This is a genomic window from Rhodoblastus sp. 17X3 (assembly GCF_030056575.1).
GTDB lineage: Bacteria > Pseudomonadota > Alphaproteobacteria > Rhizobiales > Beijerinckiaceae > Rhodoblastus.
In genome coordinates this window covers 1-21,431 of record NZ_JASHHX010000030.1, presented here as the reverse complement: position 1 = coordinate 21,431, position 21,431 = coordinate 1, and the positions used below count along the sequence as shown (strand labels likewise).

Below are 21,431 nucleotides of genomic sequence, written 5' to 3'. Positions count from 1 at the left end.
AGGTTCACATGCGCAGGATTCTGGCTTTTCTGACGATGCTGTTCTGCGCGGCGCCCGTTCTCGCGCAGGAAAATGCGGCGCCCGCCATGGCGCAGGACCAATCCGCGCAGGACAAGGTGGTCTATCATATCGACGATGCCGCAGAGCAGGCGCTCAAGGCCCTGCGCAATATGCGCAACCAGATGGAGGTCGCGCCGAACACCAAGATTGTCGTCGTTAGCCATGGCGACGGCGTCGATTTTCTGTTCGACGGGGCGCGCGACCCGAAGAGCAATGTCGAATATGGGCCGCTGATTTCGGGCCTGAAGGCGCAGGGCGTGACCTTCGAAGTCTGCGAGATCACCATGAAGCGCCGCAATCTGACCAGGGACAGGTTCGTGATGGAGGCGGATTACGTTCCCTCGGGCGTGGTGCGCGTCACCCAGCTTCAAAGTCGCGACCATTACGCCTATATCAAGCCCTGATGCTGGACCAGCTTATCGATCTCGTCGGCGACCGCAATGCGCTGGCGCTGGGCGGCGCCCTCATCGGCGTGCTGTTCGGCGTGCTGGCGCAGAGATCGCGCTTCTGCCTGCGCGCGGCGACTTTGGAAATCGCCCATGGCGAAGCCGGCGGAAGGTTGGCGACCTGGCTTTTCGCTTTCGCCACCGCCCTTATCATCACCCAGGCCCTGATTCTGCTCGGCCTGTTCGACACCGGCGCCGTACGTCAGCTCAATAATCGCGGCAGCCTGTCTGGCTCGATCATTGGCGGGCTGATGTTCGGCTGCGGCATGACGCTGACCCGCGCTTGCGGCAGCCGCATGCTGGTGCTCTCGGCCACCGGCAATCTGCGCGCCCTCCTGTCCGGCATGGTCTTCGCCGTGGTGGCGCAGATGTCCCGCGACGGAGCGCTGTCGCGGGTGCGCTCCGCGATTAATGATTGGTGGACCATCGACAGTTCGTCGCGCGACATGATCGCCATGCTCCATATTGGCCATGGCGGCGCGCTACTGTTCGGCGCCTGCTGGCTGGCGCTCGGAATCGTCATCGCCCTGCGTTGCAAATTGCGCGTGGCGACCTGGCTGACCAGCGCCGGCGTCGGACTGATGGTCGCCGCCGCGTGGGCCTTCAATTACGCCATGTCGACCAGCTCGTTCGAAATGGCGCCGGTCCATTCCCTCAGCTTCACCTCGCCTTCAGCGGACGTGCTGATGTATGTTCTGTCGCCGCCGGGAACGGGCCTTTCCTTCGATCTCGCCTTGATTCCCGGAGTCTTCCTCGGGTCGTTCCTCGCGGCGGCGGCGGGCGGCGATCTGAAGCTCGAAGGTTTCCGTGACGGGGCGAGCATGCGGCGCTATATTGCCGGCGGGTGCCTGATGGGCTTCGGCGGCGTGCTGGCGGGCGGCTGCGCCGTCGGCGCGGGCGTCTCCGGCGCCTCTATATTCGCGGTTACGGCCTGGATCGTCCTGTGGTCCATGTGGATCGGCGCCGTGCTCACCGACAGGTTGCTCGATCAGAAAAAATTCTGGGGGTTCGGCCATGTGGTTCCATAAAGCGCTCATTCTGACCCTGATCGCGACGAGCGGCTCCGCCTGGGCCGGCGAAGGCGAAACCGTGGCCCTCGGCCGCCGACTGCTCGCGGAAAATGATTGTAACGGCGCCTGCCATCAAAAGCATGCCCCGGACGGTGTCGCGCTCAATCTCTATACGCGCCCCAATCCCAAGGTGAAGGATTTGCCCGGCCTGCACAAACAGGTCGAAAGATGCGTGTCGAGCCTCAGCGCTCCGGTCGCTCCCGACGAAATCGACGCCATGGTCGCGGCGCTCAATCAAGATTATTACAAGTTCAAATAACGCCGCCAGAGGCCTCAATGAGCGGGAGCATCACAAGACGGGGCCTGTTCGCCTGCGCTGCTGTTTCTTCGCCGCTGCTGTGCGGCTGCGGCTGGGACGCCTGGGCCGAGACCGCCCCGGACGCCGAAAGTCAAGTCAAGGGCCCGCCAGTCGCGGATCGGCCGCTGACCAGGATCAGCCCTCACGTGTTCATGATCGAGGCGCCGGGGAATATTCCCGCCCCCGACAATGGCGGGTTCATGTCGAACCTCACCTTTGTCATCGGACGCGACGGCGTCGTCGCCATCGATAGCGGATCCTCGACGCAAATCGCCGAAATGGCGATCCGCCAGCTCAGGGCGGCGAGCGATGCGCCGATGGCCGGCCTGATCAATACCCATTTCCATGGCGATCATTGGCTGGGAAATCAGGCCTTTGTCGACGCCTTCGGCAAGGACCTGCCCCTCTACGCCCATGCGGGGACGCGCAGCGCGATCGAGGGGGCGGTCGGCGTCTATTGGCGCGACTCGATGGTCAAATGGACCGAGCGGGCGACGCTCGGCACGAAGATCGCGCCGCCCAATCACGATGTCGATCACGGTTTCGTCGTCGATCTCGGCGACGCGACCCTGCGCCTGCACCATTATGGCGTCGCGCACACGCCCTATGATCTGGCGGTGGAAGTGGAAGAGGATGGCGTGATGTGCGGCGGCGACGTCATGATGGACCGGCGCATCGCTATCATCGATGACGGCTCGTTTCGGGGCACGCTCGCCGCGCTCGATGCGCTGGAGAAGAACAGCAGGACGACAATCTGGGCGCCGGCCCATGGCCGCGCGGGACCGGGCGTGCTCCGCTGGCAACGCGAATTGTTCGAAGGGATTTATGAGTCTTGCGTCGAAGCCGTGAAACAAGGCGTCGAGCTGGAAAGGGCGCTGGCCATCGCGCTCAAGGATCCTCGGCTCGCGTCGAGGGCCGCAGAGACGCGCGGCTGGGACCACAATATCGGCCGATATGTCAGTATCGCCTATCTCGAAGCCGAACAGGCGCAGTTCTGAATTCCGCCGTCATCGCGCCGATCTCGAGAAATTCGTCGTCCAGATGTCCTTCGGCTTTCAAGAGCTCGCCGAAGGCTTCATCGACAAAAGCGCGGGCGCCGTTGTCGGCGATCAGAGCAGATTTTGGACAGGCGCCGCTCGATCTTGCGCCGTTCGCTCGCTACGGCGCCTTTGGAACGCGCGCTTCGCGAACGGCTACGCTATCCTCCCAGCTACAACACGTCCCGGGACACGACCGTGGGCCGACCGGGCCATCGACGCCGAGCACGCCAAAACCGTCGCGCCAGACGCCATCCAGGCTCGATCGAGGGCCGCCGTCAGCGAAACCTTGTCCTGAAATCACTCAGTCGGGTGGTGCGACTTGTGGTCATCGGGGCTCGGCGCGGCGGGAGCCTTCATTTCGCCAGAGCCTTGCCCGCCCTTCATCATCCCCCCGCCCTTCATTCCCCCGCCCATCATCCCGCCACCCATTTTCTGCATCATGCTCATCATGGCGGCCATCTGATCCTGCATCTTTTGCATGCGCTCCTTCATGGCCGGATCGCTGGCGTCCTTCATCATCGCGCCCATCTCGGATATCATCGTCGACATGTTCTTCTGCATGTCCGCCGTGTCCGACATCGGGCAACCCATTCCCTTTTCGGGCTTGGCGGCATCCATTTCAGCGAAAGCCGGAGCGGCCAAGAGCAACAGCGCCGAAGCCGCGCCAATGACTTGCAGTCGTTTCATCGTCTTTCTCCTTCGTTTTGCCCTGAACATCGAATTGCGTCCGAATGTTTCGATCTGGCGCGACGCCTCGTCGAGATCGTCGCGCGGAGCCTTATTTTTGCAATGCTGCCTGCCTCCCCTCTCCTTTCCGGCCGCCTATCCTGACGGCGAAACAATTCCCATGACCGAGGCCACCGCCAGGACCGCCAACGCCAGACCCTGATCCATCACGATGTTGCGGAGCAGATTTTTGGAGGCGTCGGCGGGCCGGGTGACAAGCAAGGGCGTCAAAACGAAGCGATTGCGATAAGCGATCGCGATCAATGCGCCGAACAGAATGAATTTAAGCCCAACGGCCCAGCCCCAGGCCGAAATGGAGCCGGGGTCGATCAGCCCGACCTGCGGTCTGATGTTGATCGCCGCGCCGAGCAGCACGAGGACGACGGCGATGCTCGCCATGATGGCGTAACGCCGCAAAACGAACTGCAGATAGGGACGGATGCGGTTGTCGATCGTCATCTCGGCCAGCAGAGCCCGGAGGGGCCAGAATCCCCCGATCCAGGCGGCGGCGCCAAGGATATGCAATCCATAGCCGATGATGACCAACGGCCTTTCCCCCTCCGGGAACGCCGCTGGATGGCCAACACCCGCCTGACTGGCAAGCAGCGCGCCGACAAGAAAGAGCGCGACGGCAGTGGACGCATCAGCGGCGGCGAGACGCTTTCTCATTCCGACGACCAGGCCCAGCAGCATGGCGGTCATCAGCAAACGCGCCAGCCATAAATGGCCAAAGCCCGTTTCAAAGAAGAACGCCTTCAAGAATTCGGGATCGACCAGGCTTCCCCACCCGTCGCCCATGTTCGCGACCGACGCCATGACCCATGCGAGAATCGACAGCGCCTGAACCCATCCGGCAGTTGCGACGGTCTTCCGGGTCGAGGAAGCCAATCGCTCACTGCGCGGGGGCCTAACGCCGCCCACGGTATAGAACGGATACAGGAATTGCCCGAACAGCATGAACAGCGCGATGAACTGCGCCCATCGCGCTGTGACGACGATCGGGAATATCTCGTCGCTCATGGGCGCACTTCAAAATGATAGCTGCCGCGCATCACGTGGCTGTCCTTGCCGACGCAACGCCAACGGGCTTCATAAGCTCCGGCCGGCAGCGGCTGGGAAAGCTTGACGACGAGGGTCTCCGGCGCGGCCGGATCGACATAGGCCTTGCTTACGCCGGCGACTGGTCCGTTGGCGCCGACAAGCTCTATGCCCGACATCCTCGGTTCGACGGCTTCGCCGAACTCGATCCGCACCTCCTGCGGCGGCGCCGAAAGGATGGCGTCGGGCGCGGGGATCGCGCTTTTGAGATGAGCGTGGGCAGAAGCTTCTCCCGCCGCCAATGCGGAACACACAACCGCTCCGAGTGCAAAAACAGCGCCCTTGAATTTCATTTCATCCTCACGTTTTCAAACATGCCAGCCAGATTTGGGGCGGAAGTCGCGTGGCGGCGTTCCTACCCCCGCAGGTATTTGATGAGCGCGGCGATCCCCAGAATGACGAGGACGAGGATCAGGAGCCAGAACAACCCCATGCCCCACATCGCTCCGCCGCCCATTGTTCCGTCGAATCCCATCATCGGCTCCTCCATTCCTCCGTTCTAACGCCCGCTCAGTCAGCCGGCTCGATCCGGTCGATGACAAACATGCCGTCGGCGCCGCGGCTCAGGGTGAATCTGATTTTCGATCCCGCCTTGAGCGACGTGAGATCGACGGTGGGACCAACGGCAAAATCCATGGTCATCCCCGGCCAGTTCAGGGCAGCCACCGGACCATGCGTGATATTCAGCCTGCGCGCGGCGGCGTCGATCGTGTTGAGCGTTCCCTCGCCGGTCGGCTTTTCTGCCTGCGCAAACGCCAGGCGAGCCGCGTCAGGGGCCGCGCCGGCCGACGGCAAGGCTCCGAATGCGGCGCTGCCGCCGGCGATGAGGGCGGGGGCGAGTTTGCAAATCCAGTTCAATTTCACTGTCCGTCTCCGTCAAAACACGCATCAGTCACGCGAGGGCGCCCGCCGTTGCGGCTCCGTTCAATCGTCCGGCTTGATCTCCTGAATGACGAACCCGCCCTCCTTTCCGCGCGCCAGAGAAAAAATGATCCTTGCTCCCCGATGGAGCTGTCGGAGTTCGACTCCCTTCGCGACGCCGAAACTCTCCGTCCGTGCGGGCCAGTCCAAAAGGTCGATCCGGTCATGCGTCACGTTGATGGTTCGCTTGGCGACATCGATCCGGTTCACAGTTCCCTCGCCCTGCGGCTTCAGCCGCCAGGGCTGCGGCGAATGTCGCGCTGCGGCCGAGCCAGCGGCGAGCGGAAGCCCGCCGATTCCGACCAGCGAGGCGACAAGGACCCGGATGACGATTGACCGGATCGCTGCTGCCGGACCGCTCATAATGGCTTCCTCCATCCATGTTCATTCAGCCGCTTGAAAATCCTGATCCGCGGATTTCGGCGCATCCGCATCCTTTCCGAGCAAATGAGCCTCTCGCGGCAGCGAGAAACCTTTGACGAGGTCGTAAATCGCGGGAATGACAATCAGCGTCAGAAGGGTGGATGAGACCATGCCGCCGATCATCGGCACGGCGATACGCTGCATGACTTCGGAGCCGGCGCCCGTGCTCCACAGGATCGGCAGCAGGCCGGCCATGATGGCGGCGACCGTCATCATTTTCGGCCGCACGCGCTCGACCGCGCCGATCATGATCGCCTCATGCAAATCGCCGCGCGTGAAAAGCCTGCCCGCCGCCGCGCGCGCCGCTGCGACCTCGCGCCTGGCGTGGTCGAGATAGATCAGCATCACCACGCCGGTCTCGGCGGCGACGCCGGCGAGCGCGATGAAGCCGACAGCGACCGCGACCGACATGTTGAAATCGAGCCGCCACATCAGCCAGACGCCGCCGACCAGCGCGAAGGGCAGCGAGGCCATGACGATCAGCGTCTCGGCGACGCGCCGGAAATTGAGATAAAGCAGCAGGAAGATGATAAGCAGCGTGATCGGGACGACGATCTTCATCCGCGCCGCGGCGCGCTCCATATATTCAAACTGGCCGCTCCACGCGACGTAATAGCCCTGCGGAAAAGCGATGGAATTGGCCACCGCCTGCCGCGCCTCGGCGACATAGGAGCCGATGTCGCGGTCGCGGACGTCGACATAGACATAGGCCGCGAGCTGCCCGTTCTCGGTGCGGATCGAGGTCGGCCCTCGAACCAGCGCCACCTTGGCGACTTCGCCCAGCGGCGCGGTCCCGCCGGACGGCAGGGGAACCTGCACATCATTGGCGATCGACTGCGGATCGGAACGGAAATCGCGCGGATAGCGGATATTCACGCCGTAGCGTTCGCGTCCCTCGACGGTCGTCGTCACGGTTTCGCCGCCCAGCGCCGTCGCGATCACTTCCTGGACGTCGCCGATGGTCAGTCCGTAACGGGCCAATGCCGAGCGGTCGGGAACAATTTCGAGGTAATAGCCGCCGATGATCCGCTCCGCATAGGCGCTCGACGTGCCGGGAACCTTTTTCAGGACGGTTTCAACCTGCCGGGCGAGCGCCTCGATCTGGCTGAGATCGGGCCCGAAGATCTTGACGCCGATGGGCGTGCGTATGCCGGTCGAGAGCATGTCGAGACGGCCCTTGATCGGCATGGTCCAGGCGTTGGAAACGCCGGGGAATTGCAGCGCCGCGTCCATGTCGGCGATCAGCTTGTCCATCGTCAGGCCGGGACGCCATTGCGCCTTGGGCTTGAGCTGGATGACGGTTTCGAACATTTCGGTCGGCGCCGGATCCGTCGCGCTGGAGACGCGCCCCGCCTTGCCGTAAACGGATTCAACCTCCGGAAAATTTTTGATGATCTGGTCCTGCCGCTGCAGCAGTTCGGCGGCCTTGGTGACGGAGAGCCCCGGCAGCGTTGTCGGCATATAGAGCAGCGTGCCCTCATTCAGCGTCGGCATGAATTCGCTGCCGATCTGGCGCGCCGGCCAGATGGTCACCGCCAGAATAGCCAGCGCCAGCAGGATGGTCAGGACGCGCGCCTTCAGCACCAGCCGGATGATCGGGCGATAAAGCCAGATCAGGAAGCGATTGATCGGATTCCGGCTCTCGGCGACGATCTTGCCGCGCACGAAAATGACCATCAGCGCGGGAACCAAAGTCACCGACAGCAGCGCCGCCGCCGCCATCGAAAAGGTTTTGGTGTAAGCGAGCGGGCCGAACAGCCGCCCTTCCTGCGATTCCAGCGTGAAGATCGGCAGGAAGGAGACGGTGATCACCAGCAGGCTGAAAAACAGGGCCGGGCCGACCTCTGTCGCCGCCTCGATGAGAATCTCCAGCCTCGGCTTTTCGGGCGCGGCGCGCTCCAGATGTTTGTGGGCGTTTTCGATCATCACGATCGCCGCATCGACCATGGCGCCGATGGCGATGGCTATGCCGCCGAGACTCATGATATTGGCGCCGAGGCCGAGCGCCTTCATCGCCGCGAAGGCCATCAGCACGCCGACCGGCAACATGAGGATGGCGACCAGGGCGCTGCGCACGTGAAGCAGGAAGATCACGCAGACCAAAGCGACGATCAGGCTTTCCTCGAACAAAGTATGTTTCAGCGTGTCGATCGCCGCGAGAATGAGTTGCGAGCGGTCATAGACCGGCACGATCTCGACGCCCTTGGGAAGGCTTGGCGCGAGCGCGGCGAAGGCGGCCTTGACATTGTCGATCACCGTCAGGGCGTTGGCGCCGAAGCGCTGCAAGGCGATGCCGCTGGCGACCTCGCCGTCGCCGTTGAGTTCGGTGATTCCGCGCCGCTCGTCGGGGCCGATCTCGACCCGCGCCACATCTTTCAGCAGCAAGGGCGTGCCATTATCGGACTTCAGCACAATGGTTTCGAGATCGGGAACGCCGCGCAAATAGCCGCGGCCACGCACGATATATTCAAATTCCGACAGTTCGACCGTTCGGCCGCCGACATCCGTATTGCTGGCGCGGATCGCCTCGCGCACCTTCGACAGCGGTATGCCGAGAGCCTTCAGCCGGTTGGGGTCGACCACCACATTATATTGCTTGACGAAGCCGCCGACGCTGGCGACTTCCGCCACCCCTTCCGCCTTGGCGAGACCGTAGCGGATCGTCCAGTCCTGCACCGACCGCAATTCGGCGAGCGTCAGCTCCTTGGCGACGACGGCATATTGATAGACCCAGCCGACGCCGGTGGCGTCCGGCCCCAGCACCGGCGTCACGCCGGCCGGCAGGCGGCTGCCGGCGGCGCTGAGATATTCCAGCACGCGGGAGCGCGCCCAGTAGAGGTCGGTCCCGTCCTCGAAAATGACATAGACGAAGGACACCCCGAAGAAGGAAAAGCCGCGCACCACTTTCGAGCGCGGAACCGTCAGCATGGCGCTGGCCAGAGGATAGGTGACCTGGTCCTCGACGACCTGCGGCGCCTGGCCGGGAAAATCCGTATAGACGATGACCTGGACGTCGGAGAGGTCGGGCAGCGCGTCGAGCGGCAGCGTGCGCAGAGCGTAGACGCCCGCCGCGACAATGAAGGCGACGGCGACGAAGACCAGGACGAGGTTGCGCGCCGACCAGGCGATGATGCGGCCGATCATTTCGCATCCTCCGCCTGCGACAGGCCCTTGAGGGCCGCCTTGAGATTGCTTTCGGCGTCGATCAGGAAATTGGCCGAGGTCACGACCTTGTCGCCCTCGGCGACGCCGGATCGGATTTCGACGGCGCCCTCGCCGCGCCGGCCGACCTGCACCTCGCGCGGCTCGAAACGGCCCTCGCCGAGGTCGAGGATGATGATCTTGCGCGTGCCGGAATCGATCACCGCGCTGTCGGGAACGGTCAGGACCTTGCCGCCGTCGCCGGTCGCGATCTCCGCCTCGACATACATGTCGGGCCGCAGGACGAGGTCCGGGTTTTGCAGCTCGACGCGCACGCGGGCCGTGCGGGTTTCTCTATTGATCTGGGGATAGATCAGGCTGACGCGGCCCGAGAAAATTCGCTCCGGCAGGCCGCGAACATGGACCGAGACCGCCTGCCCGGGCTGGATGCGCGGGTAATCGCGCTCGGCGACGTCGACCAGGGCCCAGACGGCGGTGAGATCGGCGATCTTGAACAGGGATTGGCCGGCGTCGGCCTTCATGCCGTCGGTCGCCTGGCGCTCCATGACGATCCCGTCGCGCGGCGCCCGCCATTCGACGCTCAACGGCACTTTCCGCGAGCGATCGATTTCCGCGATGAAATCGGGCGGAACATTGAGGACGTCGAGCCGGGTGCGCGCGCCCTCATAACCGGGATTGGCGTAATATTGCGCTGCAGCGGCCGCGATTTCCGGCGAGAAGAACCGAAACAGGACCTGCCCCTTCTTCACGGCCTCGCCGGTCGTGACGTCCGCGACTTTCTCGATATAGGCGGTGGAGCGCGTCGAGACGATGGTCACGCGGCGCTCGTCGAGCTGGATCGTTCCGGGCGCCCGGATCTGGTCGCCGATGGCCTTCGCCTGAACGGCTTCCGACCGCACGCCGGTGCGCTGGATTTTTCCGGGCGGCAATTTGACGATCGCGGAATCGGTTTCCTCGCCCTCGTAGACGGGCAAATAATCCATGCCCATGCCGTCCTTTTTCGGAACCGGCGAGACATCGGCGAGGCCCATCGGATTGCGGTAATAAAGGATGCGTTTCTTCGCAGCCTCGACGGACTTCGGCGCCGGCGAGGCGTCCGACTTCGTCCCGATCGGCGGCAGCAGCCCGGCGATATCCGTGGCGCGCACGGGCAGGAAATCCATGCCCATGGAATCCTTTTTGGGCTTAAGCGAAATTTCCGCGCCACCCATCGGATCGCGCCAGAACAGGGGCTCGTCCGTGGAGGATGAGGGCGTCGCCGGAAGCTTCGCCAGCAGGGGCAGGACCGCTGAGCGCCGAACCGGCAGGAAGTCCATGCCCATGCCATCCTTTTTCGGGGCGCTGGACAACGCCGCGCCCCCCATGGCGTCGCGGTAGAACAGGATCGCGTCGTCCTGAGCCTGCGCCATGGCAGGGCCTGACCAGGACGCGAGCGTAGGCATGGCCAACGCCCAAAGGGCGCAGGCGGCGACGAGCGCAAAGGCGCCCGTGAAACGAGCAAAAGGCAACATGGAAATCGATCTCCCGGCCGCAAGGCGGCCTTCGCATGACGTCGCGCGGACGGTCTTCGCCCCTCAGGACGCAAGACGGCCCCGTTTCAGGACGTCAGGCGATGGGCGGCCGGAGATCGGGAGAGGTCGTCCGGCTCAAGGGGCCAGCCAGATCGAACGGGAGAAATGAAACGCGCACAACCGGGCGCGGCGCCGAAACATAGCCTTGGCTCTCGGCAAGAGCGGCGGGGACCGCGCAAAGGCCGAACACGCAGCATTTGGGAGCAGCGCCGCGGCCGTCGGCCTGGCCGTGATGGTGGTCCTGCGCCATTTCGGCCGCCATGGTGGGGCAACAATGATGATGCGCCTTCGCCGCCATGGCTCCGCCCCCGCCGGCGACGAGCAGGCCGCACAGCGCAAAGACAGAGAATATGAAGCGGAGCCAGTTCATAGCTTTGTCAGCGCACCCTCATTTCATGACTATTGTCGCAGATTACGAGGCGAAGTCCAGAAAACCCTTATCACGCAAATGGGCTAAAATGCGGTAAATGTGGCAACTAACGAAGTTCCGCATGCCCGAACGAAGCGAACGGGCCCCGCGTAACGCCATCCTGCCGGCGCCTGCACGCCACCGTTTCCAATTGTGGTCGGCCTATTTCAACATAGGCTGGTTCTCGCATCTTCAGCGTCTGGCTATTTCCAGTTTTTGGCTCCCGTCGAACCCTCCCCGCCGAACTTCGGGATGAAGGCTTGAACCGCCGCCATATAGGCGCGATAGGCGTCGCCGAATTGTTCGATCGAGGCCCGTTCTTCCAGACGCGCGAGACGCGCGTAGACATAGGCCATCACCGGGAACATCAGCAGCGTGGGGATGGTCGGCCACTGCAAGAGGAAGCCGAACATCACAGCGACGAACGCCACATATTGCGGATGGCGAATGCTGGCGTAAGGGCCCGTCGTCGCCACCTTGCCCGCCTTCTGCGCCTCGTAGAGCGGACGCCACGAATAGCCGAGCAGCACAAAACCGGCGCCAATCAGCAACGTGCTCAGAATGTGCAGGACGCCGAAATGGGGGTTGCCCTTGAGGCCGAACAGCGTCGACCACAGGTGACCGGCATCGTGCGACATCAGGTCCAGACCGGGGTAACGCGCGGCGAGCCATCCCGACAGGAAATAGATCGTAAGCGGAAAGCCGTACATTTCTGTGAACAGAGCCAGCACGAAGGCCGAAAACATCCCCAGTTCGCGCCAGTTCTTTTTCCAGCCGCCGACGCTGAAGCTGGTTGCGAAGATGATGAAAAAGAGGGTGTTGATGATGACCAGCGACCAAAGGCCATAGGCCGGGGCGTCAGGCGTCATGGCTGATCCTCCTTCGACGAATAATTGCCGGAGGCGCCGCCCGGACCGCGATCGGCGTCCCGGCCGCCGCCATGCCCGCCATGGCCGCCGTGATGGCCGTGCATGAAAACATGCATCAGCGGACAGGCGAGCAGCAGGAGGAAAGGCAGGACGCCGAACAGATGCGCGGTATGTTCGGTGATGAGGTAGAACGCCCCGATCGCCAGAAATCCGCAGAAAACCCAGCCGGCTGGCGTTTTGAGAAACGGCCGTGCTTCAGGCACGCCGCCATGGTCATGTTGGTGGGTCATCGGTCGCTCCTCTGAGATGTTGGCTCCATCGACCACTTGTTCATTTTCGCCGCCGCGCTTCGTCATTGATCAAGGAAGGCTGCGGCGGCGAATGTTCGATGCATGGCCGCTTAGTGCTGCATGCGGAAATCTAGGACCTTCACGACGCCATTGTCATTGGCGACCTCGATTTCGACCGGATCGCCTTTATGAAGCATCGGGAGGTGAGTGGGGTCCGCGACGGGGAACGTCATCGTCATCACCGGCATGTGAGCTTGTGGAACGGCGGCGTGCCTGACGGTCAGCTCTTTCGCACGGAGGTTGACCTTTTTCACCGTCACTTGAACCCAGAGCGGCGTGCCTGGCGCGCCTTTGTCAGTGCGAATCTTCTCCATCATTTGCAGAAATTGTGGGCCGCCCATGTTCATCGCCATGGCGGGCGCGGCGTTCGCCGCCGCCAACGCCAGAGCGAGCGCGAGCGCGAGCGCAATCCGCGATTTTGTCTCGAACATTTTGACCTCCTCAAGATATTGCCGACCGAGGCAATATATATCCTCTTCTAGCGTAGATGCAATATAATATCATTGATGTGAATCAATGATATTGTGCATACTTCTGACAATTAAAAGCATAGTTAATACGCTGCACTATACATATTTATGTATAGTGCCATCTATTGCTAGCTTTACATGCGATATGGCGTAGTTGCGCTTGTCTGGCGCAACTCAACAAACCCAACCCGGAAAGCCTCGCTTTTGAAGGCGCGAGACCCGCCTGGCCCGGGGCCGACCGATCGCTTCAAGCGCGGGGCGGCCTTCGTGGCGGAGCGTGCTTCATGCCGGCGACCGCAGATTGCGATTGGGGCTCAATCACGAGGACAACCGTCGACGTCCCGGCGGCGGGCGCCGCCAGCGTCGCCGCCAGAAGATTCAGGCAATGCGAACCGCACAGCGACGCAAGCGCGCATTTGCCGCAATCGTCCGGCTGATGGTGCGGACAGCAAGGCGCTTGATCTGTCATGGCGGCAACCGCGCCATCATTCATGGCGCGGTGTGCCTGGCCAGCGGTTGGCGCAAAGAAAAGTCCCATGACCGCGAAAGCCAGGAGCATTCGCCGGACAATCCGCAAGACCCCCAAGTTTCCGGACCGCTTGGAGCCGTCTCTGATGGACGCGTGACGCTTGTCGCCGTCGCCGCGTCCGGCCTCAGATATTTCCGGCAGGAGTTTCATAGCCGCACCCTGCGCAACCGCGCCGCATTGGTGATCACGCTGACGGAGGACAAGGCCATGGCCGCCGCCGCGATAATCGGCGACAGCAAAATCCCGAACAACGGATAGAGGACGCCGGCCGCAACCGGCACGCCGAGGGCGTTATAGACAAAGGCGAAGAACAGGTTCTGCCTGATATTGCCCATGGTCGCCTTCGACAGGAGCCGGGCGCGGACGATCCCGGTCAGGTCGCCCTTGAGCAGAGTGACGCCGGCGCTTTCCATCGCGACATCCGTCCCCGTCCCCATGGCGATGCCGACATCGGCCGCCGCGAGGGCGGGCGCGTCGTTCACGCCATCGCCCGCCATGGCCACAACCCGTCCCGCCGCCTTGTAACGCTGGACGACCGCACTTTTCTGGTCCGGCAAAACCTCGGCTTCGACGTCGTCAATGCCGATCCGGCGCGCGACGGCTTCCGCCGTCGTCCAATTGTCGCCGGTCAGCATCACCACTTTGACCCCAGCCGCTTTCAGAGCCGCCAAAGCCGCAGGGGTCGTGGCCTTGACCGGATCCGCGATGGCGAAAATTCCGGCCGCCCTGGCGTCGATCGCGATGAAGATCGCCGTGGCGCCGTCCGCACGAAGTTTGTCCGCCTCCTTGGCCAGGCTTTCGGTCGAAATCCCCCGCTCTCCAAGAAACCGAGCATTGCCCAGCAGGATATGGCGGCCCTCGACCGTTCCGAGGGCTCCCCGCCCGGTCGGAGAATCGAAGTCTTCGACCGAAGAAAGCGCCAATCCGCGCGCCTCGGCGGCCGCGACAATGGCGCGCGCCAGCGGATGCTCGCTCGCCCGCTCCACGCTCGCCGCCAGCCGCAGCACGTCGGCCTCGGCCGAACCCTCGGCCGTGACGATGGCTGTGACCGCCGGCTTGCCTTCGGTCAAGGTCCCGGTCTTGTCGACCACGAGCGTATCGACCTTTTCCATATGTTCCAGCGCTTCGGCGTTCTTGATCAGTACGCCGGCCTGGGCGCCGCGGCCGACGCCCACCATGATCGACATCGGCGTGGCGAGCCCAAGCGCGCAGGGGCAGGCGATGATGAGAACGGCGACGGCGGCGATCAGACCGTAGGAAAAGCGCGGCTCAGGCCCAAAAATCGACCAGGCGGCGAAGGCCAGAACGGCCACGGCGATGACCGCCGGGACGAACCAGCCGGAGACCTGGTCGGCAAGCCGCTGGATCGGCGCGCGGCTGCGCTGCGCTTCGGCGACGAGCTGGACGATCTGCGACAGCATGGTGTCGCGCCCGACCTTTTCCGCTTGCACGACGAGGCCACCGCTCTGATTGATCGTGCCGCCGATCACGTGAGCGCCGATTTCCTTCGTGACCGGCATGGATTCGCCGGTCACCATGGATTCATCGACGGCGCTGCGCCCTTCGAGCACAATCGAGTCGACGGGCACTTTTTCGCCGGGGCGCACACGCAAGCGATCGCCGACCTGCACGGCGTCCAGCCCAACCTCCTCTTCGGCGCCGTCGGCTCCAATGCGGCGCGCGGTTTTCGGAGCGAGGTCGAGGAGCGCGCGTATCGCGCCGCTGGTCGTCTCGCGCGCCCGCAATTCGAGCACCTGCCCAAGCAGAACCAGCACGGTGATGACCGCCGCCGCCTCGAAATAGACCGCCACCGCGCCTTCAGCGTCCCGGAACTCCGGCGGGAACATTTGCGGCGCGACCGTCGCGACGACGCTATAGACCCAGGCGATGCCTGTGCCCATCGCGATCAGGGTGAACATGTTCAGCTTTCGCGTCACCAGCGATTGGGCGGCGCGAACGAAAAAAGGCCAGCCAGCCCAAAGAACGACCGGCGTCGCCAGGATCAATTGAGTCCAGTTCGACGCTGCATGGCCCAAGGCCATCGTCAGTCCCGTCAGATGCCCGCCCATTTCAAGCGCGAGCACAGGCAGAGCAATGACAAGGCCGACCCAGAACCGGCGCGTCATGTCTTTGAGTTCGGCGCTCGGCCCGGTTTCGGCGGAAACCAGCACCGGCTCCAGCGTCATGCCGCAGATCGGGCAATTCCCGGGGCCGAGCTGACGAATTTCGGGATGCATCGGGCAGGTGTAGATCGTTCCTTCCGGAACCGGCGGAGCCGGCTCCTTTTTCGCTGGCGGCTGCACGTAATGCGCGGGATCCGCGGTGAATTTGCCGCGGCATTTTTCCGAGCAGAAGAAATAGGTCTTGCCGTCGTGGGCGGCGCTCAACGCCTTTTGGGGATCGACAGTCATCCCGCAAACAGGGTCCTTCGTCGCCTGGGTCCCAGCCCCCGCGTCGACCGAATGGTGAGCGTGGCCGGCATGATTGTGTTTGTGCGGCGTTGTTTCACCCATGACAAAATTCCTTCCCGTAACCTGATTAAAGGCGTACACCTTCCCATCATTGGAAGGTCAAGGAGCTGAATCGATGAATATCGGCCTCGCCGCGAAACAGACTGGCGTATCGGCCAAAATGATCCGCCACTACGAGGCGATCGGCCTTGTGCGGCCGGCGGCGCGCCGGGAGAACCTTTATCGGGACTATGGCGAGCGCGACGTTCACGACCTCAGGTTCATCCGCCGGGCGCGGAAGCTTGGCTTCTCCATCGAGGAGATCGGCGGCCTTCTTGCACTTTGGCGCGATGAAACCCGCCCGAGCAGCGAGGTCCGGCGCATCGCCACCGTTCATGTCGAGGATCTCGAGAACCGCGTCGCTGAAATGCTGGCGATGATCGCTACGCTTCGCCGATTGATCGACGCTTGCCCGGGAGACGCCACCCCCGACTGCCCGATCCTCGCCGATCTCGGCGACGCCTGTCACCGGACGCTGACTTGAGACGGGCCAATTGGTCGCTGTCCGCGCGCAAGATCTCCAAGCGTATTCTGTGACCTGTCTGGCGGGATCTTGACGCGGCCCGCGTTGGGGCGCGGCGGACCATAACGCGCCGCGAAGCGCGCGCTGCGACGCCGCAAAAAGAGCAACAAATCCGGAAGACATGACAAAAACCTTCGGCCGGAACGGCGGACGGCGCCACTTCCCCTGAGCGAAAGGGCGCCAACGGCTTGCGTTCAGGCGAAGGAGTTCGGAGGCTCGAGCAGAGATGCCGGATTCAGGCCAGCGACCGCGGCGAATTGAGGCAGCGCCACAGTACTGGCAAAACGCACCTCGGGAAGGACCGCTGCTTGAACGATAAGGCAAGCGGGCGCGCAGCAACCCGCGCTGCATTTAGAACAGGCGACGTTTGTCCTGTCCTGGGAGGCCGAACCGAGCGCGACTGCCGTCCGCATTCCGGAACCGGCATTTGTCGAATGCGCGATCGGCGCATAAATCCGATCCTGCGGCCCCTTCAAACTCTCTGCGGAAACGGGGGCGAATTTCAGATAGCTCGCGCCGATCGAGACAAGCCCTGCGTTGCGGGATGCGACCTGGTCGCGGCAATTATCGGCGGCATGGGCGAAGGCGGGCGCAGAACCGAGCGTCATCACAACCGCGATCAAAGCGGCTGCGCGCCATAAAGCGAACGACACGTATCGACGCGTCAATCTCAAACTCCGTCTTCCCGTCTCGTCTAACACGGGGCGGCCCAAATTGCCATCAGGTCTGGCTCGTTTGGCTATGCGACCGAATGCCGCCCGACTCCGAGCTTGCGATTGACATCCTCGACCTAATGGCGACGAAGGAACCTCGGTCGTCAACGTCCTGTCAAAGGCGCAAAGCGACCATTCCGGGCTGTTCTTCGACCTGCTTGCCGTCCCCCCGGGAGGCGAGCAAGCCGACGTTCCGCATCAGCCGCAGATGTTGCGAGGCGTTCGCAACGGATATGCGATGCAGGCCAATTACGGGCTCGTTTGATTGGGCGATGTCGTTAAGAGAACATCCGCCCCGGAGGTACGGGCGGCCGTTTCCAGCATATGGGGAATGATATCGCCAGCCTGTTGCAGGCCGCGCCGAAATGAGGGGCTGACCACGCGGCTTTGAGGAAGGCCTAGCCGCAGATCAACGCGTCGGCTCGCCACTTTTTAGCGGCAGCGCAAAGTTGCGGCCGACCACGAAGACGCTCGTACTTTCAGCGTTGACAATGAAGTCGCGGACCTCAAAGAGGCGACGTTCGGTGTCCTCGCCAAGCCCAGCTCGCGCCACTATGTAGCACCGCCCGGGATCCATGGGAGGCGTACCCAAGACAAAGGCTTCGACGGTGAGTTGCTGCCGCGACAACTGCCGCCAGCGTTCGGGGCCAGTCGTAGTCATCTGCGCGCGAGCCAATGATCGGACGTCACCCGTCCGTCCGCAGAGCTCGCTTACCTCCCATCGTTCGAGGCGCCCGCTTTCAAGCCATTTACTTTGGGACATCGCCGGTGGCGCAGCAAACAACAGTGCCGCGATAGCTGAACTTAACGCGCGCATCATCCGCGCTCCCCAATATATCTTTCAGTATGGACCCGGGTCTCGCTGCGGCATTGACAAGGATCAAAGCGGCGCCCCAGCAGCCATGCACGCGCCGAACTGACCGTGCTGGAGCGCGATGAACAGATCGCGGAATGGGCGCGGCTCGCTGAGAAGGTTGCGCAACCTTTGGGCGGGAAGCAGCCAGCCGAGAAGGGCATCAGCAAAGCCGCGCGTGATCTTGGCCTTGATCGCGACGACGCCCGCCGCGCCGTCAAGGTCGATAGCCTCACGCCAGAAGCCAACGTTTCGTTAATCGCCGCTTCATAATGAATGGAGGAACATTGCTAAACCGGGACGGAGGTTGAGATGGTAACGCGTTCTTCTCTCGTAGCGAGCTTGGCGGCCGCGTCTATTGGGCTCAGTTTGTTTGTGGCCGTGGCGCCGGCGCGCGCGAATGACACTGGGGCGGTTGTTGCAGGAGCTATCGGCGGGTTGGCGGCTGGCGCGATCATCGGCGGAGTGCTTTCGCAGCCGCGTTATCAAGAGCCTGCATATCCGGTAGAGCCCGCCTATTCCGAGGAATATGCACCGCCGCCAGCGGTCTATTACAGCTCGTGCCACCGGGTTCGTCAGCCAATTTACGATGAAGACGGCGATATCGAGGGGTACCGTGTTGTGCGTCGCTGCGACTGGTGATCGCGTCCGGAAGCATGGCCTTCGCGGCGCGCCCAGTTTTGGCCGGCCAACTTACTCGACGATGTCGGCCTTTGTGCTTTCAACGAAGGCCAACACCTGGGAGCGTTCCGGGTCGGGAACTTGGAATTTGTCCAGCGTGGCGTGCAGGCAGCTTAGGAATATTTGCCAGTCACTGTCGTCGATGCCCATGCCCTCGTGGCTGAGCTTCATTTCGCGACCGACATAGTAACGGGGGCCGCCGGCTGAAGCGCAGAGAAAATCAACCAGCAGCTGTTTCTCGCGCCGCACGCCATCCGCTCCCCGGTTCTTCCAAAAGCGTCCGAGTTGCGAGTCTGCCATCAAGCGCGGCAAAAGGTCATCGCATACTGCGCTAATGGCGTCATAGCCGCCAAGGCGGGCATAGAGCGTTTGAGACATGGCGTCGTCCTCCCGGCGTCGCCGAACCCAGGCGACGCTGATTTTTTGTTCACGTTATCTCGGCTCGACCGGGGGTGCAATTGACGGCGGCTCAAACCATAAGCGGGATTGTCATTGATCGGACGCCTTCGCGTCTCCCGCGCCGCGCAACTGGCCAATGAGCCATTTCTCGTCCTCATCGTGGCAGAAAATGGCGTCGAATGGCCACGCCTCGGCAATTTCCTCCACCGGCCCCGCCCACACGACCAAGCCATCTTCGATGGCAACAACTTCGCCGGGCGTGCCATGAGTCGCGCAACTGGCTCAGGACGCCGACGTCGTCATCAAGGCGCATGCCCACGCCGATACGCTCAAGATCGCCGGGAACAAGGAAAAGCAGCTTCTTGACGTGCAAATGCGCGTGCTGACCGAAAAACTCGACGAAATTGAAATAGCCGCATCGGCCTTCCCCGCGACCAGCGCCACCGGGGCAATGTTCCATTTGTGTCTCATCAAAGATGCGGCCGATCTCCTCAGTTCCTGGGTTCCGGAAGAATCTGAGCGCAAGAGCGAATGCGACAAGGCGGAAACCGCCATCAAACGTATGTGCTACTCGATCCGGGATTTCATCGTCTCGATAACTGATGCCTCCCCCGACGACGGTTGCGGCGAATATTTTATGAGCGAGAAATACAACCCGCATCGCCTGAGCGCCGAGGCGATCGCGCATAAGGACGATGCCGATGCGTCGGCCTGACGCTCCAACCCATATCCTCGAATTCACGCCGGCCATGCGGACGCTGATCGAGGACGCCATCGAGGCGCAGAACGGTGGGTCGGCCCGACAAAGTCGCGCGCGAACAAAGTAGCGCCATATTCCGCCCATCTTTATCCAAGCGAACGAGGTACCGTCATTTTGCGGAGCAAGATGACAAGCCCGCAATTTCGAAAGAACACCATGACCGGAAAAATTTGGATCGTTGCCACGCTTACCATCATCGGCCTAGCCTCCTCTGCTCATGCCCAAGATTATTGGCTCACGTCGGGGGGAGGTTTTAGGCAGCAATTGCGGTACGCTTGCGAGAACGGCGACGATGAGGCTTGCTGGCGCCTGCAGCAAATGCACAACCGGTGGCAGCAACAACGTGAGTGGCGCGAACAAAACGATCAAGGCGAAAATGAGTAGGGCTGAAGCAACCACGCTTCGACCGGACGGATGAACGCCCGCCACGGATGCACTGGCGGGCGTTTTTTTGCGCACCCCACGCCCGGCGCGCACCCCGCCCCGATCAGCGAAACAAACCCAGCCCAAAAATTCCGGTGAGGACGAGATACGCGGCCAGAATGTAATTAAGGCGCGATGGGAAGACGAGAATTGCTACGCCTGCGACAATCGCGGCAAGTGGTTGAGGGTGGGTGATAGGGATGTGGATATCCATTTACTTCCGCTCCAAGGCATTGGCGCCGGGCCTGAGTCGCGAAGCTCATCTTAACGCATCGCCTCCGCCCATATCCTAAATCGCGATCGATCGCGCCATCCCTCCGGCGCCGGGTGCTTTGTATGCGGTCCAATCTGGCAGCGAGACCACTGACTGGGCGCCGCAGCCCGAACAGACGAAGCGCCAAGTGCGGGCAATATCCGGGACAGCCGTCTCCAGCGGCAACGCCAGTGCATCGAAGCCGATCGCGCCCTCGCGGGGGCACTTCCGGCAATACAGAATCACTCCCGTCAGCCCGAGCTCGACGGCGTTGGCGATCGTCATGGGATCGTAGGGACGTTCGGGCTTCATTGCTGTATCGGTTGTTGCACTGCCGACTCTATTTTGAGGGGAGGATTTTGCAGCGAACCGACAACCATGGCGAGACATAGACAGAACATTTCCCGGGTTCATGTCGCGCGCATGTCGCGTGGAGTTGCTGCACCTCTTTGGAAATCGTTGGAAATCAAGGGAACCGGCTGCAGCACAACGCAACATGAAAACGGGCGCATTCAGGCGGAAAATCAGCGAAAAATCCAGTTAGAACAATGGCTGACGACACAGTGCCAGTCGAACCGGTCTCCGCGTGTCGAAATCCCTGCTTTCAGGGAAAATATCAGGGAACTTGTCGCAAAATAGGGGAGCGCCGACTGTTTTAGCTTCATATTATTGATTTTTAACAAGGGGTTACATACGAATTCCCTACGAAGCAAAACAGGGAATTAAATCGGATAAGCAGAGATTATGCGAGCGCGGAACAGGGATCGCCCCTCAATTTCAGGACAGCCGCTTCGCGGCCGACCGACGAACACAGTCGCAGCGCTCGGGTCGGCGTTCTTATTGTGTTCTTATGCGATTCGGTATATCGATCACT

General features: G+C 62.4%; 26 protein-coding genes. 8 read left to right on the top strand and 18 right to left on the bottom strand.

Going from position 1 to position 21,431, the window contains the following annotated elements:
* The first annotated feature begins 8 nt into the window (after nt 1–8).
* The 4 genes from QM467_RS18725 to QM467_RS18710 are packed head-to-tail and all read left to right on the top strand — an operon-like array spanning nt 9 to nt 2,872.
* Nucleotides 9–464, top strand: a complete 456-nt coding sequence (locus QM467_RS18725) for a DsrE family protein (RefSeq protein ID WP_283367855.1) — start codon at nt 9–11, stop codon at nt 462–464.
* Nucleotides 464–1,534 (top strand): YeeE/YedE family protein, encoded by a 1,071-nt coding sequence (locus QM467_RS18720; protein ID WP_283367854.1) that lies wholly within the window; start codon nt 464–466, stop codon nt 1,532–1,534. Before QM467_RS18725 ends, QM467_RS18720 begins: the two co-directional genes overlap by 1 nt.
* Nucleotides 1,521–1,835, top strand: a complete 315-nt coding sequence (locus QM467_RS18715) for a hypothetical protein (RefSeq protein ID WP_283367853.1) — start codon at nt 1,521–1,523, stop codon at nt 1,833–1,835. The genes QM467_RS18720 and QM467_RS18715 overlap by 14 nt, the downstream gene beginning before the upstream one ends.
* Nucleotides 1,836–1,852: 17 nt before the next feature.
* On the top strand, nt 1,853–2,872 hold the full coding sequence (locus QM467_RS18710) for an MBL fold metallo-hydrolase (RefSeq protein ID WP_283367852.1): 1,020 nt from the start codon (nt 1,853–1,855) through the stop codon (nt 2,870–2,872).
* Between the two features lie 339 nt (nt 2,873–3,211).
* Here QM467_RS18710 and QM467_RS18705 read toward each other — a convergent pair whose 3' ends face one another.
* The 12 genes from QM467_RS18705 to QM467_RS18650 form a co-directional block, all read right to left on the bottom strand.
* A complete protein-coding gene (locus QM467_RS18705) occupies nt 3,212–3,631 on the bottom strand; it encodes a hypothetical protein (RefSeq protein ID WP_283367851.1) in 420 nt (139 codons plus the stop codon).
* Nucleotides 3,632–3,736: 105 nt separating this feature from the next.
* Entirely contained in the window at nt 3,737–4,660 is a 924-nt protein-coding gene (locus tag QM467_RS18700; RefSeq protein ID WP_283367850.1) for a CopD family protein, read from the bottom strand.
* Nucleotides 4,657–4,992, bottom strand: a complete 336-nt coding sequence (copC, locus tag QM467_RS18695; RefSeq protein WP_283367849.1) for a copper homeostasis periplasmic binding protein CopC — start codon at nt 4,990–4,992, stop codon at nt 4,657–4,659. The genes QM467_RS18700 and copC overlap by 4 nt, the downstream gene beginning before the upstream one ends.
* Before the next feature lie 101 nt (nt 4,993–5,093).
* A complete protein-coding gene (locus QM467_RS18690; RefSeq protein WP_283367848.1) occupies nt 5,094–5,216 on the bottom strand; it encodes a hypothetical protein in 123 nt (40 codons plus the stop codon).
* 32 nt (nt 5,217–5,248) lie between these two features.
* Entirely contained in the window at nt 5,249–5,533 is a 285-nt protein-coding gene (locus QM467_RS18685; protein WP_283367847.1) for a copper-binding protein, read from the bottom strand.
* A gap of 129 nt (nt 5,534–5,662) precedes the next feature.
* The gene (locus QM467_RS18680; RefSeq protein ID WP_283367846.1) at nt 5,663–6,022 is read right to left on the bottom strand and encodes a copper-binding protein; all 360 of its coding nucleotides are present in this window, start codon (nt 6,020–6,022) and stop codon (nt 5,663–5,665) included.
* A gap of 21 nt (nt 6,023–6,043) precedes the next feature.
* Nucleotides 6,044–9,226, bottom strand: a complete 3,183-nt coding sequence (locus QM467_RS18675) for an efflux RND transporter permease subunit (protein ID WP_283367845.1) — start codon at nt 9,224–9,226, stop codon at nt 6,044–6,046.
* Nucleotides 9,223–10,755, bottom strand: coding sequence for an efflux RND transporter periplasmic adaptor subunit (locus QM467_RS18670; RefSeq protein WP_283367844.1), 1,533 nt, complete (start codon nt 10,753–10,755; stop codon nt 9,223–9,225). The genes QM467_RS18675 and QM467_RS18670 overlap by 4 nt, the downstream gene beginning before the upstream one ends.
* Nucleotides 10,756–10,849: 94 nt before the next feature.
* Entirely contained in the window at nt 10,850–11,185 is a 336-nt protein-coding gene (locus tag QM467_RS18665; RefSeq protein WP_283367843.1) for a hypothetical protein, read from the bottom strand.
* 242 nt (nt 11,186–11,427) lie between these two features.
* Complete coding sequence (locus QM467_RS18660) at nt 11,428–12,093, bottom strand: methyltransferase family protein (protein ID WP_283367842.1); 666 nt, start codon at nt 12,091–12,093, stop codon at nt 11,428–11,430.
* Nucleotides 12,090–12,383, bottom strand: a complete 294-nt coding sequence (locus QM467_RS18655; RefSeq protein WP_283367841.1) for a DUF2933 domain-containing protein — start codon at nt 12,381–12,383, stop codon at nt 12,090–12,092. The genes QM467_RS18660 and QM467_RS18655 overlap by 4 nt, the downstream gene beginning before the upstream one ends.
* A gap of 110 nt (nt 12,384–12,493) precedes the next feature.
* Nucleotides 12,494–12,874, bottom strand: coding sequence for a copper-binding protein (locus QM467_RS18650; RefSeq protein WP_283367840.1), 381 nt, complete (start codon nt 12,872–12,874; stop codon nt 12,494–12,496).
* Between the two features lie 316 nt (nt 12,875–13,190).
* On the opposite strand from QM467_RS18650, the gene QM467_RS18645 reads away from it, so the two are divergent.
* Nucleotides 13,191–13,700 (top strand): hypothetical protein, encoded by a 510-nt coding sequence (locus QM467_RS18645; RefSeq protein WP_283367839.1) that lies wholly within the window; start codon nt 13,191–13,193, stop codon nt 13,698–13,700.
* Here the strand turns inward: QM467_RS18645 and QM467_RS18640 are convergent.
* Complete coding sequence (locus tag QM467_RS18640; RefSeq protein ID WP_283367838.1) at nt 13,589–15,955, bottom strand: heavy metal translocating P-type ATPase; 2,367 nt, start codon at nt 15,953–15,955, stop codon at nt 13,589–13,591. The two genes, QM467_RS18645 and QM467_RS18640, sit on opposite strands and share 112 nt — an antisense overlap.
* Nucleotides 15,956–16,028: 73 nt before the next feature.
* On the opposite strand from QM467_RS18640, the gene cueR reads away from it, so the two are divergent.
* Nucleotides 16,029–16,436, top strand: coding sequence for a Cu(I)-responsive transcriptional regulator (gene cueR, locus QM467_RS18635; protein ID WP_283367837.1), 408 nt, complete (start codon nt 16,029–16,031; stop codon nt 16,434–16,436).
* A 233-nt stretch (nt 16,437–16,669) separates the two neighbouring features.
* Here the strand turns inward: cueR and QM467_RS18630 are convergent, their stop codons facing one another.
* Nucleotides 16,670–17,188, bottom strand: a complete 519-nt coding sequence (locus QM467_RS18630) for a hypothetical protein (RefSeq protein ID WP_283367836.1) — start codon at nt 17,186–17,188, stop codon at nt 16,670–16,672.
* 409 nt (nt 17,189–17,597) lie between these two features.
* The gene (locus tag QM467_RS18625; RefSeq protein WP_283367835.1) at nt 17,598–18,005 is read right to left on the bottom strand and encodes a hypothetical protein; all 408 of its coding nucleotides are present in this window, start codon (nt 18,003–18,005) and stop codon (nt 17,598–17,600) included.
* 105 nt (nt 18,006–18,110) lie between these two features.
* Between QM467_RS18625 and QM467_RS18620 the strand changes: the two genes are divergently transcribed.
* The gene (locus QM467_RS18620) at nt 18,111–18,314 is read left to right on the top strand and encodes a hypothetical protein (protein ID WP_283367834.1); all 204 of its coding nucleotides are present in this window, start codon (nt 18,111–18,113) and stop codon (nt 18,312–18,314) included.
* Between the two features lie 420 nt (nt 18,315–18,734).
* On the opposite strand, the gene QM467_RS18615 is transcribed toward QM467_RS18620, so the two are convergent.
* The gene (locus tag QM467_RS18615; protein WP_283367833.1) at nt 18,735–19,100 is read right to left on the bottom strand and encodes a group I truncated hemoglobin; all 366 of its coding nucleotides are present in this window, start codon (nt 19,098–19,100) and stop codon (nt 18,735–18,737) included.
* Between the two features lie 394 nt (nt 19,101–19,494).
* Here QM467_RS18615 and QM467_RS18610 point away from each other — a divergent pair, with 394 nt between their 5' ends.
* Complete coding sequence (locus QM467_RS18610) at nt 19,495–19,836, top strand: hypothetical protein (protein WP_283367832.1); 342 nt, start codon at nt 19,495–19,497, stop codon at nt 19,834–19,836.
* A gap of 532 nt (nt 19,837–20,368) precedes the next feature.
* Here QM467_RS18610 and QM467_RS18605 read toward each other — a convergent pair.
* Together QM467_RS18605 and QM467_RS18600 are read right to left on the bottom strand one after the other, a co-directional pair.
* Nucleotides 20,369–20,518 (bottom strand): DUF3096 domain-containing protein, encoded by a 150-nt coding sequence (locus tag QM467_RS18605; protein ID WP_446737803.1) that lies wholly within the window; start codon nt 20,516–20,518, stop codon nt 20,369–20,371.
* A 75-nt stretch (nt 20,519–20,593) separates the two neighbouring features.
* On the bottom strand, nt 20,594–20,869 hold the full coding sequence (locus QM467_RS18600; RefSeq protein ID WP_283367831.1) for a hypothetical protein: 276 nt from the start codon (nt 20,867–20,869) through the stop codon (nt 20,594–20,596).
* Nucleotides 20,870–21,431: the final 562 nt, after the last annotated feature.